Source organism: Hoylesella enoeca JCM 12259 (assembly GCF_000613405.1).
In the GTDB taxonomy this organism is placed as follows: Bacteria; Bacteroidota; Bacteroidia; order Bacteroidales; family Bacteroidaceae; genus Prevotella; species Prevotella enoeca.
Genome location: NZ_BAIX01000024.1, coordinates 21,965 through 36,948 on the forward strand (window position 1 = coordinate 21,965; position 14,984 = coordinate 36,948).

The 14,984-nt window shown below is 44.9% G+C and carries 12 protein-coding genes, 3 tRNA genes and 1 pseudogene; 9 read left to right on the forward strand and 7 right to left on the reverse strand.

From position 1 onward, the window contains the following. Positions 1-8: 8 nt before the first annotated feature. The gene (locus tag JCM12259_RS08160) at positions 9-1,811 is read left to right on the forward strand and encodes a M6 family metalloprotease domain-containing protein (protein WP_025066097.1); all 1,803 of its coding nucleotides are present in this window, start codon (positions 9-11) and stop codon (positions 1,809-1,811) included. Positions 1,812-1,917: 106 nt separating this feature from the next. On the opposite strand, the gene JCM12259_RS08165 is transcribed toward JCM12259_RS08160, so the two are convergent. The 4 genes from JCM12259_RS08165 to JCM12259_RS17305 all read right to left on the reverse strand — a co-directional run bounded on the left by JCM12259_RS08165 (position 1,918) and on the right by JCM12259_RS17305 (position 4,159). Continuing rightward, a complete protein-coding gene (locus JCM12259_RS08165) occupies positions 1,918-2,595 on the reverse strand; it encodes a YggS family pyridoxal phosphate-dependent enzyme (RefSeq protein WP_025066098.1) in 678 nt (225 codons plus the stop codon). Between the two features lie 3 nt (positions 2,596-2,598). After that, positions 2,599-3,117 (reverse strand): DUF4494 domain-containing protein, encoded by a 519-nt coding sequence (locus tag JCM12259_RS08170; RefSeq protein WP_025066099.1) that lies wholly within the window; start codon positions 3,115-3,117, stop codon positions 2,599-2,601. A gap of 182 nt (positions 3,118-3,299) precedes the next feature. Next, complete coding sequence (locus tag JCM12259_RS08175; protein ID WP_025066100.1) at positions 3,300-3,932, reverse strand: OmpH/Skp family outer membrane protein; 633 nt, start codon at positions 3,930-3,932, stop codon at positions 3,300-3,302. Between the two features lie 32 nt (positions 3,933-3,964). Continuing rightward, complete coding sequence (locus JCM12259_RS17305) at positions 3,965-4,159, reverse strand: hypothetical protein (RefSeq protein WP_025066101.1); 195 nt, start codon at positions 4,157-4,159, stop codon at positions 3,965-3,967. A gap of 90 nt (positions 4,160-4,249) precedes the next feature. Between JCM12259_RS17305 and JCM12259_RS08185 the strand changes: the two genes are divergently transcribed. The 5 genes from JCM12259_RS08185 (at position 4,250) to JCM12259_RS08205 (ending at position 8,628) form a co-directional block, all read left to right on the forward strand. After that, positions 4,250-5,707 carry an aminoacyl-histidine dipeptidase gene (locus tag JCM12259_RS08185; protein WP_024991757.1) on the forward strand — a complete coding sequence of 486 codons (1,458 nt, stop codon included), beginning with the start codon at positions 4,250-4,252 and terminating at the stop codon, positions 5,705-5,707. A gap of 7 nt (positions 5,708-5,714) precedes the next feature. After that, positions 5,715-6,083: a hypothetical protein gene (locus JCM12259_RS08190; protein WP_025066102.1), complete on the forward strand. Its 369-nt coding sequence runs from the start codon at positions 5,715-5,717 to the stop codon at positions 6,081-6,083. Between the two features lie 198 nt (positions 6,084-6,281). Further along, on the forward strand, positions 6,282-8,336 hold the full coding sequence (htpG, locus tag JCM12259_RS08195; protein ID WP_025066103.1) for a molecular chaperone HtpG: 2,055 nt from the start codon (positions 6,282-6,284) through the stop codon (positions 8,334-8,336). A 113-nt stretch (positions 8,337-8,449) separates the two neighbouring features. Continuing rightward, positions 8,450-8,523, forward strand: a tRNA-Arg gene (locus JCM12259_RS08200). A gap of 31 nt (positions 8,524-8,554) precedes the next feature. Beyond that, positions 8,555-8,628, forward strand: a tRNA-Arg gene (locus tag JCM12259_RS08205). A 128-nt stretch (positions 8,629-8,756) separates the two neighbouring features. On the opposite strand, the gene JCM12259_RS08210 is transcribed toward JCM12259_RS08205, so the two are convergent. Together JCM12259_RS08210 and spt are read right to left on the reverse strand one after the other, a co-directional pair. Then, positions 8,757-8,830: transfer RNA gene (locus JCM12259_RS08210), tRNA-Pro, on the reverse strand. A 103-nt stretch (positions 8,831-8,933) separates the two neighbouring features. Beyond that, positions 8,934-10,121, reverse strand: a complete 1,188-nt coding sequence (gene spt / locus JCM12259_RS08220; protein WP_025066104.1) for a serine palmitoyltransferase — start codon at positions 10,119-10,121, stop codon at positions 8,934-8,936. Between the two features lie 199 nt (positions 10,122-10,320). Here spt and JCM12259_RS14550 point away from each other — a divergent pair. Continuing rightward, positions 10,321-11,348: pseudogene (locus JCM12259_RS14550) on the forward strand (diacylglycerol/lipid kinase family protein). Positions 11,349-11,621: 273 nt separating this feature from the next. On the opposite strand, the gene JCM12259_RS08230 reads toward JCM12259_RS14550, so the two are convergent. Continuing rightward, entirely contained in the window at positions 11,622-12,347 is a 726-nt protein-coding gene (locus JCM12259_RS08230) for a tRNA1(Val) (adenine(37)-N6)-methyltransferase (protein ID WP_025066105.1), read from the reverse strand. A 500-nt stretch (positions 12,348-12,847) separates the two neighbouring features. On the opposite strand from JCM12259_RS08230, the gene JCM12259_RS08235 reads away from it, so the two are divergent. Further along, positions 12,848-13,084 carry a hypothetical protein gene (locus JCM12259_RS08235; protein WP_025066106.1) on the forward strand — a complete coding sequence of 79 codons (237 nt, stop codon included), beginning with the start codon at positions 12,848-12,850 and terminating at the stop codon, positions 13,082-13,084. A gap of 57 nt (positions 13,085-13,141) precedes the next feature. Then, the gene (locus JCM12259_RS08240) at positions 13,142-14,857 is read left to right on the forward strand and encodes a hypothetical protein (RefSeq protein WP_025066107.1); all 1,716 of its coding nucleotides are present in this window, start codon (positions 13,142-13,144) and stop codon (positions 14,855-14,857) included. Positions 14,858-14,984: the final 127 nt, after the last annotated feature.

The window sequence follows — 14,984 nt, forward strand, 5'->3', positions numbered from 1 at the left end:
TTATGATCATGAGAAAACTATTACTCTTATTCGCTGTCGTGATGTGCACGACAACTATCCGGGCTGCCAAAGCCAATCCGCAGCCGGTGGATATTACGCAACCCGACGGTACGATCTTGACGATCAGGGTGCACGGCGATGAGCATTTCAACTGGTGTTCCACGGTTGATGGTGTCGTCTTAGCACAAGTGGGGAATGCCTATTACGTTGCCGATATCGATCGAGAGGGACGCGTGAAGAAAACGAATCAATTGGCCCACAATGCCGCACAACGCGATCATGCAGAACAGGCATTGGCTGCACGCCAAAACAAGAAGGCGCTTTTTGATGCCGCCCAACGAGCGATCGAAGCGGCACGCACACGTTCGTATGAATGGAATGCCACTACTTTTCCGCACACCGGGAATCCTAAGGCTTTGGTGATCTTGGCCGAATTCAGCGATGTAGCTTTTTCGATCAATAGTCCTAAACAAGCATTCGATGAATATCTCAATGCCACTGGCGCACTGACAGACTTCGGCAACAAAAACAATCTCAATTATGGAAGTGTGGCTAAATACTTCACGGATATGAGTTTTGGCGCGTTTACGCCTCAATTCGATGTTGTCGGTCCAGTGCATCTCAATCAGCCTTTGGTCTATTATGGCGAGGGGAGATCTGACAGAATGGATCGTCTCTTCCCCGACGCATGTAAGGCCGCACAAGCTATGGGTGTGGATTTTTCCAAATATGATGCCAACAATGACGGTTATGTCGATCTTCTCTATGTGATCTACGCTGGTTATTCTGCCAGTATAGGTGGAAACTCCATCGATTGTATTTGGCCTAAGTCAGGGAATTATCCCACTTCTGAGGTGTTTGATGGCAAACAGATCGGTCGCTATGGCGTGAATGGCGAATTGAATTACAATCCCAGTTTCTCCAGTCTGAAGCAAATTAATGGCATCGGACTCTTCTGCCATGAGTTCTCTCATTGTATGGGGCTGCCCGACTTCTATACGACTACTGCCGCTCCGGAAGCAACACAGGAAGCCGACAATCAGGAGTTGGAGTATTGGGATCTGATGGATGGCGGAGAGTATGTGGCCAACGGACATCGTCCCACAGCTTATTCGGCATGGGAACGCGAGGCTATGGGTTGGGCTACGATCGAGACGCTGAACGAAAGTAAGAATGATATCGAACTCAAAACACTTGACAAAGGCGGTAAAGCCTATCGCATTTTCAATCCCAATGATGCCTCGAAGCAAGAGTATTTGCTCGTGGAAAACGTTCAGCTCGAAGGTTGGAATAATTCGCCCAAACACAAAGGACACGGAATGTTGGTCTATCACGTGGAATACGATCCTGTTTCTTTCAGCCTTTCCAGTAATTCGGTGAATAACATTTTAGGGCATCCACGGATGACACTCGTACCTGCCGACGGACTCTTAGAGAATATAGCAAAATATCTGGCAGCCTCTAATCGAAAAGGATATTACGATCAATTGAAAGGCGATCCGTTCCCCGGGACATCAGGAAAAACGGAATTGAACCGAACGATGAACCTGCCTAACTTCAAATGGTACACAGGTAAGGGAAGCGATTACACCATAGGTCAGGCATTCAAAAACATCAAAGAGGTGGGCGGAATCATCACATTCGACTTCGTGAAAGATTATGCCACAGGTATTGATCACTCCATCCATGCAGACGAAACGAATGCCGAAGGCAGGATCTATACGATCGACGGTCGATATATGGGCACAGATAAAGCACGCCTTCCACGCGGACTGTATATCATGAATGGTCGGAAATTCGTCATCGAATAGATTGAAAAGATCATACATCCTATATAACATATAATCAGTAAAGGCCTCGACAACTGAATTGTCGAGGCCTTTACTGATTTAGAATAATAGTGAGCGGACAGACGATTTATTCATACACACGTGGCCCAAAGATTGTTGTTCCGACGCGAACCATTGTTGAACGACAGTCAACAGCTATCCGATAATCGTGACTCATTCCCCAACTCCGTTCCTTAAAAGCTGCATTGTCTGCAAAGTATTGCGCTTTTACTTCGTCGAAGAAAGTTGCTGCCGTAAGAAATTCAGCACGTATCTGCCTTTCATCTTCCACGTTCGAGGCCATCATCATTAATCCGCAGATACGCACATTGTGCAATTCCCGCCATTCGCCTGATGCTAACAGACTGCGACAGTCGGATAAAGTCAGACCGTATTTAGTCTCCTCTTCGGCAATATGTAACTCCAAAAGCACATCGATTACACGGTTGTTCTTAGCCGCTTGTTTATTGATTTCACGCAGCAGTTTGAGCGAATCCACTGCTTCGATCATCGAAATATAAGGAGCGATATACTTCACTTTGTTGGTCTGTAAATGCCCTATGAAGTGCCATTCAATATCTTTTGGCAATGCTGCTTGCTTCTTGGCAAGTTCCTGTTCGTGGCTTTCACCGAACGCGCGTTGCCCTACCGCATACGCCGCTTCAATATATTCGGCGGGATGATATTTACTTACAGCAACAAGTTTGATCCTCTCGGGCAAGCTGGCCAACACGCCACGCAGATTCTCGGCCACATCGATACCCATGGATTATGCCTCCTCTGGTGTTTCTGAGTCAACCTGCTCGTATTCGGCTTTATCGTCGGACTCGTTACGTTTCAAGGAGTGATTATGTTCGAAAACATCCATTATGGGCGTTTCATTGATGCCGGCAATCACATAATCGATCATTGTTCCGCTCATCACCTCATCAATATTCTTAACAGCTCCGAGCAAAGTGGCAGCCTGCACCAAGTAATTGATATTGGAACGCTTCTCTTTTTCGGTCTTCTCATCAATCGTGATAAATTGTAATTTAGCCCGATACCAACGATCATCGTTACCGTTATCACTAAAAAATATCTCCTTGTAAGGCGCCGTTTTGATACCCGTAATTTTGAAATCGCCGCTGATATACATCGACATTTCCTCTGTTATACTGGCCTCTGCTTCTGTAAAACTAAGCGCATCCACTACATACGACTCGGTAACGGCTTTCATCGAACCGTCTTCCATTGTCTTTTCATAACGTATTTTGGTTTCAAACCAATCTGCTGTTCTTGATTTCATTCTTTCGTTTTGCTTGAAATGGATAATAAAAAAGGTATAAACACTTTCTCAAAAGTCCATGAAAACCCCTCGTAACAGTCATCTCTTCACAGAGCTGAAAACCACGAGGGGGACATAATATTAACCTAAAAATCAAAATTTATGGAACTTATGACTGCCTCCGCATATTGCGAAGCCATTTGTTATTTCTTTTTTTCTGCCGTTGCCGTTGCTGTTTTGATAGCTGCAGACGGCTTATAGGCTTTGTTTAAACCGGCAATAACGACATCCGTAATATCATACACTTTGTCGGCATAAAGCAGATTATCGCCCGCCTTACTGAGGATTAATCCATACTTCTTATCCTTATTATAGCTTGTAAGGAAATGCTGAATGGAATCACGCAGAGCCTTGTTAAACTTGGCAGTTTCAGCATCAAACTCGTTACCTAAACGCTGACCGAGGGCTTGTACATCACTACTCTGACGCTGCAAATTAGCTTGAATAGCTTCTGCTTGCTCCCGCGTATATGCATTTTGTTGAACTTTCTGTTGGAAATTAGCTGCTGCTGCCTGCAATTGCTGTTGTTTAGCAGCCAACGTATGTTGAATATTCTGCCCTTTCTTTTGCAAAATTTGAGAATAATCTTTGCAGAATTGATAGCGACTCATAATCGAATCCACTTCCACATAAGCGATCTTCATATTGGTTGTGCCTGCCGATCCTGTCGTCTCTGACTTCTGATCCATCTGTGGATTGCTTTGATTGCAAGACGACATGACGACCGTTGCAGTCACAACTACGGCCAATGCGCGAATTACTTTTGTCTTTTTCATTTTATAGTTTCATTATTTTTATCTTGGAAATATCAATAAGCTCTCCTCTCGGCACGTGCTTCTCGATCTTGGTCTATCACGCAATGAATGCCCTGTTTACGCAACCCTGCATTGTCATGAATATGCTGTGACGAGAACTTTCCGCCCTTTTTGAAGATCAGTTTGACGCATAACAGTGCAAGTGATATAGCAATTATTAACATGCTCAATAAGAGAGTTTGTATCATTTCTTACTATTTTTGCAAGTGATCTAACGCTTAATTGGGTACAAAGATAATATAATTGGGAAATAAACCAAAATAAAATAACATAAATAAATGAATAAAATGAATTTGAAACCGGCGCGAGTTTTCGAGCAATTCGCCAAAATCAACGAGATTCCTCGCCCTTCTAAGCACGAGGAAAAAATGACTGCTTACTTACAAGAGTTCGGTAAAAGTCACGGTTTAGAGACCATTGTCGACGAGATCGGCAATGTTTTAATCAAGAAACCGGCCACTCCCGGCTATGAGAATAGGCAGACCGTGATTCTTCAAAGCCACCAAGATATGGTGTGCGACAAACTGGTCGACGTTGAGTTCGACTTCAACACGGATGCTATCCAGACGTATGTCGACGGCGAATGGTTGAAAGCCAAGGGTACGACTCTCGGTGCAGACGACGGCATCGGATGTGCCATCGAGTTGGCTATTCTTGATAGCGACGACATCGAACACGGTCCGTTGGAATGCGTTTTCACCGTAGATGAGGAGACACAGCTCACCGGTGCTTCGGCAATGAAACCCGGATTTATGAGCGGCACAATGCTGATCAATCTTGATTCAGAGGACGAGGGCGAGATGTTCGTGTCCTGCGCGGGCGGTCGAAGCACTGTAGCCACGTTCCGATTTACACGCGAAGATGCTCCGAAAGACTATTTCTTCGTCGAGATTTCACTCAAAGGCTTGACGGGAGGACACTCCGGTGACGACATCAACAAGCGTCGCGCGAATGCCATCAAGATTCTGTCGCGTTTCGTATATAATATGGAAGAGAAATACGGCAGCCGTTTAGTGAGCTTCAATTCGGGAAAACTGCACAACGCAATACCGCGTGACGGGCGGGCCGTTATTGCCGTTCCCAATGCCGTGAAAGAGCAAGTGCGGGCCGATTGGAATGTATTTACGGCAGCCGTTGAGGATGAATTCCACGTTACCGACACGTCGATGGCATTCAAAATGGAGAGCACAGAGCCTGCGAAAGTCATCTCAGCAGAAGCCGGAAAGAATATCGTTCGTGCCCTGCAAGCCGTTGACAACGGTATTTTTGCTATCTGTCAGGACGAAGCCTTGGGTGGAATGGTTGAGACATCAAGCAACATCGCCGTGGTGAAAACCAGTGAAACAGAAATGGAAATACTTGCTTCGCAACGCAGCAATGTGATGAGCAATCTCGACAATCAATGCAATACGATTAAAGCTGTATTCCAGTTGGCAGGCGCAGAAGTCATTCAAAACGATGGTTATCCGGCTTGGAAGATGAATCCCAACAGCCAACTCACCAAAGCGGCAGTAGACGCCTACAAGAAGATTTTCGGTAAAGAACCTATTGTTAGAGGTATTCACGCAGGCTTGGAATGCGGTCTTTTCTCCGAGAAATACCCAGAATTGGATATGGTTTCGTTTGGTCCGACGCTGCGAGACGTACATACACCCGACGAGCGTTTACTCATTCCGACTGTCCAAATGGTGTGGGATCATCTCTTGGAGATGCTGAAACACATTCCCAACAAATAAAATTCGGATGACAAAAATCCGCAACATTCTATTCGCTTCGCTCGCCGCAGTCTTCTTATCAAGCTGCGACGAGCAGTACAAAGCTAAGCAATTGGTAAGCAATTTTCTTGATCGCAGTTTGGCTAAAAAGGATTTTGCCATTGAGAATTGCTCTAAATTGGATTCCACCTATTATATAACAGACAGTACACTCAATGCAATGCGTGCCGCATCTCGAAAAGAAACACCTTTCATTCGGGCCCGATACGAAGGCGTCAAGCGGTCAAAGAAGTTGCTTTTTATCCGCATAGACTATACAAACAACGGTCGAAAGCACACCCAAACATTCTATATGGACGACCGATTGCAACACGTTGTAGCCTTTAAAAACAACTAAATGAAGGTTCGTAGGCATATGCCTACAAACCTTTTTATTTCCAACACATTACGACTAACAATTAATCGCAATACGTTTAACGGTTAAACGCACTGCGATTAATCGTTAAATGCACACTGATTAACCATTAAACGCATAACTATCAGATTGGCACGGTATTTGCACTTATATTCCCCGAAAATATAATAACAACATAAAATGCAAAAAGGTAATATCGGGGTTACGACCGAGAATATATTCCCCGTGATCAAAAAGTTTCTCTATTCCGACCATGAAATCTTCCTCCGGGAGATGGTTTCTAATGCAGTCGACGCCACACAAAAGGTTAAAACACTTGCCGATAAAGGCGACTTCAAAGGCGAATTGGGCGATCTGACCGTTCGTATCAGCATTGATAAGGATAAAGGCACATTGACCATCAGCGACCGAGGCATAGGAATGACGGAAGAGGAGATAGACAAATACATCAATCAAATTGCCTTTTCAGGTGTCAATGATTTCTTAGATAAATACAAAGATAATGCAAATGCCATCATTGGTCATTTCGGATTGGGTTTCTACTCAGCCTTTATGGTGAGCAAAAAGGTTGAAATCGTCACTCGAAGTTATCAAGATGACGCAAAAGCTGTTAAATGGAGTTGCGACGGTTCGCCGTCATTCGAGATTGACGAAGCACAAAAGGCAGACCGCGGAACGGACATCGTGCTTTTCATCGATGACGACTGCAAAGAGTTTTTGGAGCAAAACAAGATACAGGAACTGCTTAACAAGTACTGCAAATTCCTTCCCGTGCCTATCGCCTTTGGTAAAAAGACCGAGTGGAAAGACGGTAAACAGGTTGAAACAGAGGCCGATAACATCGTCAATGACGTGGAACCGCTGTGGACAAAAGCGCCGAGCACACTGAAAGACGAGGACTATCAGAAGTTTTATAGAACGCTTTATCCAATGCAGGATGAGCCTCTTTTCTGGATACATTTGAATGTTGACTATCCGTTTAACCTCACCGGAATCCTCTATTTTCCGCGAATCCAATCGAATATAGATCTCCAACGCAACAAGATTCAGCTCTATTGCAACCAGGTTTTCGTAACAGATCAGGTGGAAGGAATCGTTCCTGAGTTCCTCACTCTGCTCCACGGCGTGATCGATAGTCCTGATATTCCGTTGAATGTGAGCCGTTCTTATCTGCAAAGCGACGCCAACGTGAAAAAGATTTCAACGTATATCACGAAGAAAGTAGCCGATCGTTTGCAGGCAATTTTTAAAGAAAACCGTAAAGATTACGAGCAAAAGTGGGATCATCTGAAGCTCTTTATCAACTACGGAATGCTCTCCCAAGAAGACTTCTACGATCGAGCTAAGGACTTCGCGTTGATGAAAGACACCGACGGTAAGTTCTTTACGTTCGATGAATACAAGACGCTGATCAAAGAAAATCAAACTGATAAGGACGGTTTTCTGGTCTATCTATATGCCAATAACACCGAGGAGCAATACGCTTATATTGAGGCAGCCAAGGCAAAAGGCTATAATGTGTTGCTGTTAGACGGCCAATTGGATGTACCTGTCATCTCAATGCTCGAGCAAAAGTTAGAAAAGAGTCGTTTCGTTCGTGTGGACAGCGACGTTGCTGATCGCTTAATCATTAAGGAAGATGCAAAGAAAAGCGAGCTCGACGATGATCAACGTGACAACTTGTCACAAGTATTCCGCACGCAAATGCCCGCTATCGATAAGACAGAATTCAATGTAGAGGTACAGGCTTTGGGCGAAACGGCTCAACCGGTCATCATCACCCAAAGCGAGTATATGCGCAGAATGAAAGATATCAGCAAGTTCCAGAGCGGGATGGGATTCTATTCTCAGCTGCCGGATACATACACATTGGTGCTCAACAGCGACCACGGACTGATTAAAAAAGTGCTTAGCGACGCTACGACTGCAATGGGAGAGCAACTCGCTCCCATTCAAAGCGATATCAAAGGACAGCAAGCCCGGCTCTCAGCCCTTCGTCAGGCACAAAGCAAGAAGAAGCCCGAAGAGGTGACACAGGCCGAAAAAGACGATGTACAGAATACAGAAAAAGCCATCCAAGAGCAGAAAGACAAACAGCAAAAAATCATTGCCGACTATGCCAAAGGAAACGATATCGTTCACCAGTTGATTGATCTCGCCTTGCTGCAAAACAGTATGCTGAAAGGCGAAGCATTGAGTAACTTCCTCAAACGATCAGTAGATATGATCCGATAAACGATAAAGGCGCCCGCAAGGCGCCTTTATCGTGATTTTCATTAAAAACAAAACGAAACATTTGGAGATATCGGAAAGAAGTCGTATCTTTGCATTCGAAAATGTAAAAAGCAGGCTCCGTAGCTCAACTGAATAGAGCATCTGACTACGGATCAGAAGGTTACGGGTTTGAATCCCATCGGAGTCACTTTTTGATTTGCAATTAAACAAGATGGATTGGCTCCGTAGCTCAACTGAATAGAGCATCTGACTACGGATCAGAAGGTTATGGGTTTGAATCCCTTCGGAGTCACTTAAAAAGAGAATCGGTTATAAAATCGATTCTCTTTTTGGTTTCTCCACTTGCCAAAAGCCGTTAATGAATATCCCGATACAAACGAAAGAGAAGACAACCAAATTGGTTGTCTTCTCTAATTAATGTCGGGGCGACAGGATTCGAACCTGCGACCGCCTGGTCCCAAACCAGGAGCGCTACCGGGCTGCGCTACACCCCGCGTTGCAAATCGGACTAAATCACATGGCGATTAACCCATAATTTTGCGTGTGCAAAGATACACACTTTTCCCGAACTCTGCAAACTTTCGGTCTGATATTTGGTCATTTAATCAGCCCTTGCTCTACAAATATCTTCTTCAAAACTTGTACGCCGCGTTCCACTTGTGCTTCGGTGTGTGTCGCCATCAATGCAAGCCGAACCAAAGTGTCTTGCGGTGCGCAAGCAGGAGGCACCACCGGATTGATGAATATACCTGCTTCAAAAGCCTGTTTTGTTACCAAGAACGTTTTATCTATATCCCGAACATACAGTGGAATGATAGGACTCTCGGTGTCTCCGATTTCAAATCCCTCTTCACGGAAGCGTTTCAGTGCATAGTTTGTTACTTTCCAAAGATTCTCAATGCGCTCAGGCTCTGCCTTCAAGATATGCAATGCCTCCATCGCAGCAGCCGTTGCAGCCGGCGTATCGGATGCACTGAATATGTAAGAACGGCAATTATGGCGCAAGAAATTAATGGTATCTTTGTCCGAAGCGATGAAACCGCCAATAGAAGCAAGGCTCTTTGAGAATGTTCCCATAATCAAATCGACCTCGTCTAAAAGGCCGAAATGATCGCAAACACCCCTACCTTGTTTGCCGAAAACACCTAAACCGTGGGCTTCGTCCACCATAACCGAACAGTTATATTTATGTTTCAGCGCAATGATTTCAGGCAATTTGGCCAGATCTCCTTCCATAGAGAAGACACCATCGACCACAATCAGCTTGACAGCTTCACGTGGGAGTTTCTGCAAAACACGCTCCAAGTCGGCCATATCATTATGCTTATAATGGAGCTGCGTTGCAAAAGAGAGACGCCGTCCGTCAACAATACTGGCGTGATCTCTATCATCACAGATGATGAAATCGCCTCGTCCAACAACCACTGCAAGTACTCCTTGATTCACGGAGAAACCCGTTGAAAAGCAAAGACAATCATCTTTATGTTCAAACTCAGCGAGTTCTTTCTCCAATTGGACGTGTATATCAAGCGTTCCGTTCAAAAATCGACTGCCAGCACACCCCGAACCATATTTTTCGAGGGCCTCTCTTGCCGCCTTAATAACCCTTTCGTCACCTGTCAAACCTGTGTAAGCATTCGATCCGAACATCAAAACACGGTGACCGCCCATCTCTACTTCGGTTCCCTGTTTACTTGTAATAGCACGAAAATAAGGGTAAACTCCGGCCTCAATAAACTTCTGAGGCTCCCGATAATTCTTGTATCTGTCTTGTAATTGTCCCATTATAATAGGTGTAGAATCCTACTTTCAACATTCAATTAGGCTGCAAAGATACAAAAAAATACGCTATAAGATGTCTTTTTCATGATAAATCGCGTTTTTAAGAAATTTTCATTTCTTGTTCATTAAGTGCAAATTGGAAATTCGTATCTTTGTACATGAGTGGATAAGTCATAGTATTTCACAGGATGAAAAGATAACAATGAAACAGAGAATCGTATTCATTATGAACCCGATTTCGGTACAACCAATAAAGCCGGCATACCGGAACTGATCCGTTCTACATTGAATCACGACCAATTTGACTATGAGATCATGATGACCGAGTATGCGGGACATGCAGCAGAGATAGCAAACAGAGTTAAAGATGATGGCGTCGACATCGCCGTCGCTGTTGGAGGAGATGGCACTGTGAATGAAGTGGCACGCTCGATCGTGCATTCCCGCACGGCATTGGGCATCATTCCGTGCGGATCGGGCAATGGATTGGCCCGCCATTTGATGTTGCCGATGAATCTGCGAAAGTCTATCGAGGTGATCAATATGTGTGAAATACACGATTTGGACTATGGCGTGATCAACGATCATCCATTTTTTTGCACTTGCGGCATGGGGTTCGACGCCTTCATCAGTATGAAATTCGCCGAAGCCGGCAAGCGAGGCCCCATCACTTATATAGAAAATGTGCTTCGGGGAGGACTGCAATACAAGCCCGAAACGTATGAGATCGAAGACGAGACGGGATTGAAGCGTTACAAGGCATTCCTTATCTCATGCGCCAATGCGTCTCAATATGGCAACAATGCGTATATTGCGCCACAAGCATCGATGAGCGACGGACTGATGGATGTGGTCATTATGGAACCTTTCGGCATCCTTGATGCACCGCAAATCAGCATTGACATGTTTAACAAAACGCTGAACAAGAACTCCAAAATCAAGACTTTCAGGTGCAAAGAGTTACACATCCATCGCAGCAAACCGGGTTGCATTCATTACGATGGTGATCCGGCGATGTCGGGCCAAGACATCGATGTGCATCTGGAAGAGAAAGGAATCAAAATCATTGTCAATCCAAACGCCGATAAAAGCCTGCGTAAACCGAATATGATTCAGAGTGCAGCAGCCGATCTCTTCTATGAAATCAGTAGTCTCAGAAAGGATATTACCAAGCAGAGTCGCCGCGTTCAGGCACTTAGCAAAGTGATGCAAAGGAAACTGAATTTATAAAATCGAAAATCGAAAATTGGCTGTTGAGAATTAGCATTAGGCCCGATCAACAAAGGCTTTGGCGCGAATCGTTTTTCCAAAAGAGAAAAATCGTGTTTCGATTAACGGTTACTTGCCATGCAACTAACCGTTTGCCACGTTGCGTTTAAGTATTCACGAGAAGTCATTTAACCGTTAGTTGGAAACCCACTTATACATCATTGACCCTCAGCTAAATATGGAATATTTTGCACTTGATGTTGTATAAGATTTTGCTGGGGACAAAACTCCATTTTATCTCACATAAAATTCGCGGGTGATTTCAGCATACCAGGCAGATCTTTTACTATTTTCGTCCATCAAAAACACCTCTTGAATATCCTCGGCAACGGGCGGAATATTCGAGAAAGACAGCAGATAGCGCTTCGGAGACTTGTTAACGACCGTGCGAACGGCATATTTCCGATGCAAAAACAAACCGTAAATATAACCCTCGGAAACGAAATCGACCAGACAATCAGCAGGAATCACCACGCTGAACTGGCCTCCGTCAGCCAGCAATTCGGCTGCGCAACCGAAAAGATCACGATAAGAGAGGCTGTCGTTATGCCGTGCCATCGTTCGCCTTTCATCCTTGCTTTTCAGCGCATTGACAAAAAAAGGCGGATTGCTCACTATGCTGTCATACTTCATAATGTGTCTATCATGGACACTATTCACATGCCGTTGACGGGTGAAATCTTGTAACGAAATTTCTTGCACATCGACATTGGCGAAATCGCTACACGCAATATTATAACGCGCCTGCACACAAGCGCCGTGCTCTATATCGATCGCTGTGAGACAAGCTACCGGAAATCGTTGCGCCATCATCAGTGCAATGAGTCCTGTTCCGGTACCGATGTCCAGAATTTTACGGCCTCCCGCAGCCCAGGCTCCCAGCAAAACGCCGTCGGTTCCGACCTTCATCGCGCACCGATCTTGATGAATCACAAACCGTTTGAATGTAAAATCCGCCATGATCAACACTATTTCCTTGTCTTATTTATCGGTAAAAACAACGGCAACAACCTGCAATTTATTACGTAAAAGTTAAAAAATTTCTCCCATTTCTTTGCCTAATCCAAAAAGATGTTATACCTTTGCCGCGGTCTTCAACAGTTGATAGTTGATAATTGACAGTTGATAGTTATTAGATATGACAACAAGAGCAAATATAAATAACGGTGGTGCGATGCAAAGGAACTTTGTTTCTCTTGCATCTTTTAACGGTTTATATTTGGCTATGTCGGAAAAAGTCTTAACACACACACACACACACACATCGCACCTGGCGTAACGTCATTTTAGGTCTTCGCCTACGCGCGCGCGTAAGACAACGGCTAAACTCCTATAAACAAAGGGCTCACCAGAGTTCCCTTTGTTCTCTTTTTTATGTCCTCTTTTGCTCCCGAATTAAGAGCAAAATAAGAGCGAATAACAACTATTTTTTATCCACAATACAAATAATTAATTAGAGTATGAAAGAAAATCAGGTAGAGAAGTCGGTATATGAACGACCGACTTGCAGTGTAATGAACACGTGCATAGAGCATCCGCTCTGTGCGGTATCGGTGAGGCCAAGCGCCAGCGGCTCATACGAAGGTTCTTGGGATGCAGACCAAACCCATGAGGGAAGTGCCATTATTGGCGACGGTTCGGGTATTGCTCCGGCTAAGCAGCACTCCTTCTGGGACGAAGAAGAGGAGGATTTTTAATTGAGAATTGAAAATTGAGAATTAAAAATTGAGAGTTTAACAAAAACAAGTAAAACAATGAACAAACAGCATTATTTATCAATAGCCATGGGCATGCTGCTGCCGTTATTCGCAGCCTGCTCGAGCGATGACAACCTTGACAAGGATTCTGCCAAGGTGGATGTGACAACAAGAATGGAATTTCCGGTAACATTTGCCGATTATAACCAAGACACCGAAGTGGGCAATACGCGTGCCGGCGCCAACCCATCAGACACGCTCAACCGTAAAATTGTAGACATGGGCAATGGCATCATAGCCGATGTGACCCTCAGGAAAGACCGTGAGAACTTATCGGGGCGACCTACTGACGATGCAACTACACGCACGCTTCCCGGGAGTAATTCCTACACGATGCTTGCCTATCAGGGGGGTGTGCTGAAAGGCGAAATAACAGGCGTCATCTCGGGCAACAGCTTTACCCCCAACGCAGGTGGTGCCCAAGACATATCGCTGGAACCGGGAAATTATGACTTTGTGCTTTACCCAACTCCCTATTTTACGCGCAGCGGTAACACGCTGACTCTAAATTCTCCCAACAACAACGCCATGTTGGGGCGTACCAACTACACCGTGACAGCTACTCCGCACAAGCAGCAAGTGCCGTTTGAAATGAAGCACGCCGTGGCTCGCGTGAAACTTAATTATATCACGTATATAAAGACTCAACAACAGACCCATTCCGGTTTCAGTCTCTCGGCTGTAAACCCGGCAGAGGCTCCGAATACCGCAACCTATGATGTGGCTACGGATACTTGGAGTTATAGCGGATCAGGAGGTGATCTTGGATTCGGTGGCGACGCGTATGTCAATCCTTGGCTTGAAACGGGTAGTTATGGTAGTTATAAATATCAATCCTCTGGTTATAGCTATGTCATTCCGGGAGCCAATGTTACCAATGTCAAAGCCTCTTTTATGAACATGAAAATTTACGGAGAAGAGCTGAACGGGAAAACCATCACGCTTGCGCTCAACCCTGCATTGGCAACAGTTGCAAATGGATCTTATATTGTCAACATCACTTTCCGCTACAATTTCCTCTATCTGATGAGCGACGGCACCACGGGCCTTTGGACAGAAACCACCCATGCCGGCGGCACGAAGACACCAATCGCTGTTGTGGTGAGCCGAAGCAGACGATTGGCTGTGGCGCTGCAAAATGTTGATGGAGGAGCCGGGTTTTATTGGAGAGATGGGAGCATTATGTATCAAAGCAACAGCACTGTGGCTTATGCCTCACTTGGCATGCCTGGTAATCCCACAGACTATGACGGTTATAAATGGACTTGGGAAGCAAGCGGCAGCGCCGATGGGACAACCATTAAGGGCAACGAACAGACCAAATATCCCGCTTTTTATGCCGCAGGTCATTACACGCCCACATTGCCTGCCGGCGTAACGTTAAGTGGTAGTATTGTTGGTAAGAAGTGGCACTTGCCCAGCATCAGCGAAGTGGAGACTGCATTTAGGGGACTAAAATCTATACCTCCCTCACAAAATTTTAATCCTATAATGTATAATTATCCGCTTACAATCTCTCCAACAACTTATTACTACAATATGATGCCTTTTGCTTTCGAGCAAGTGGGCGGAGCGACTTTGTCTGATACGGTGACAAGTACGGAAATAACAGGAGCTTCCAGCGCGGATAGCGATGGACCTGCGATAGTGCTTGAAAATAACAGATTTAACTTAGGCCGGAGCGGCAAAGTTCGCCCATTTATCATTTACTGATAATTGCTTCTGTGAAAAGGAGGAAAAAGAATTTATATACGGTTTGCCGTAAATTTATATACGGTTAGAAATTTACGGGGAACCGTATATAAAAATATTTTTATCAAATAAAAAATTACGCGGAACC

Coding starts and splice junctions, on each gene's coding strand:
- JCM12259_RS08185 (WP_024991757.1), top strand. CDS start 4,250: ATGAATAAAATGAATTTGAAACCGGCGCGAGTTTTCGAGCAATTCGCC.
- JCM12259_RS08170 (WP_025066099.1), bottom strand. CDS start 3,117: ATGAAATCAAGAACAGCAGATTGGTTTGAAACCAAAATACGTTATGAA.
- spt (WP_025066104.1), bottom strand. CDS start 10,121: ATGGGACAATTACAAGACAGATACAAGAATTATCGGGAGCCTCAGAAG.
- JCM12259_RS08240 (WP_025066107.1), top strand. CDS start 13,142: ATGAACAAACAGCATTATTTATCAATAGCCATGGGCATGCTGCTGCCG.
- JCM12259_RS08190 (WP_025066102.1), top strand. CDS start 5,715: ATGACAAAAATCCGCAACATTCTATTCGCTTCGCTCGCCGCAGTCTTC.
- JCM12259_RS17305 (WP_025066101.1), bottom strand. CDS start 4,159: ATGATACAAACTCTCTTATTGAGCATGTTAATAATTGCTATATCACTT.
- JCM12259_RS08160 (WP_025066097.1), top strand. CDS start 9: ATGAGAAAACTATTACTCTTATTCGCTGTCGTGATGTGCACGACAACT.
- JCM12259_RS08230 (WP_025066105.1), bottom strand. CDS start 12,347: ATGGCGGATTTTACATTCAAACGGTTTGTGATTCATCAAGATCGGTGC.
- htpG (WP_025066103.1), top strand. CDS start 6,282: ATGCAAAAAGGTAATATCGGGGTTACGACCGAGAATATATTCCCCGTG.
- JCM12259_RS08175 (WP_025066100.1), bottom strand. CDS start 3,932: ATGAAAAAGACAAAAGTAATTCGCGCATTGGCCGTAGTTGTGACTGCA.
- JCM12259_RS08235 (WP_025066106.1), top strand. CDS start 12,848: ATGAAAGAAAATCAGGTAGAGAAGTCGGTATATGAACGACCGACTTGC.
- JCM12259_RS08165 (WP_025066098.1), bottom strand. CDS start 2,595: ATGGGTATCGATGTGGCCGAGAATCTGCGTGGCGTGTTGGCCAGCTTG.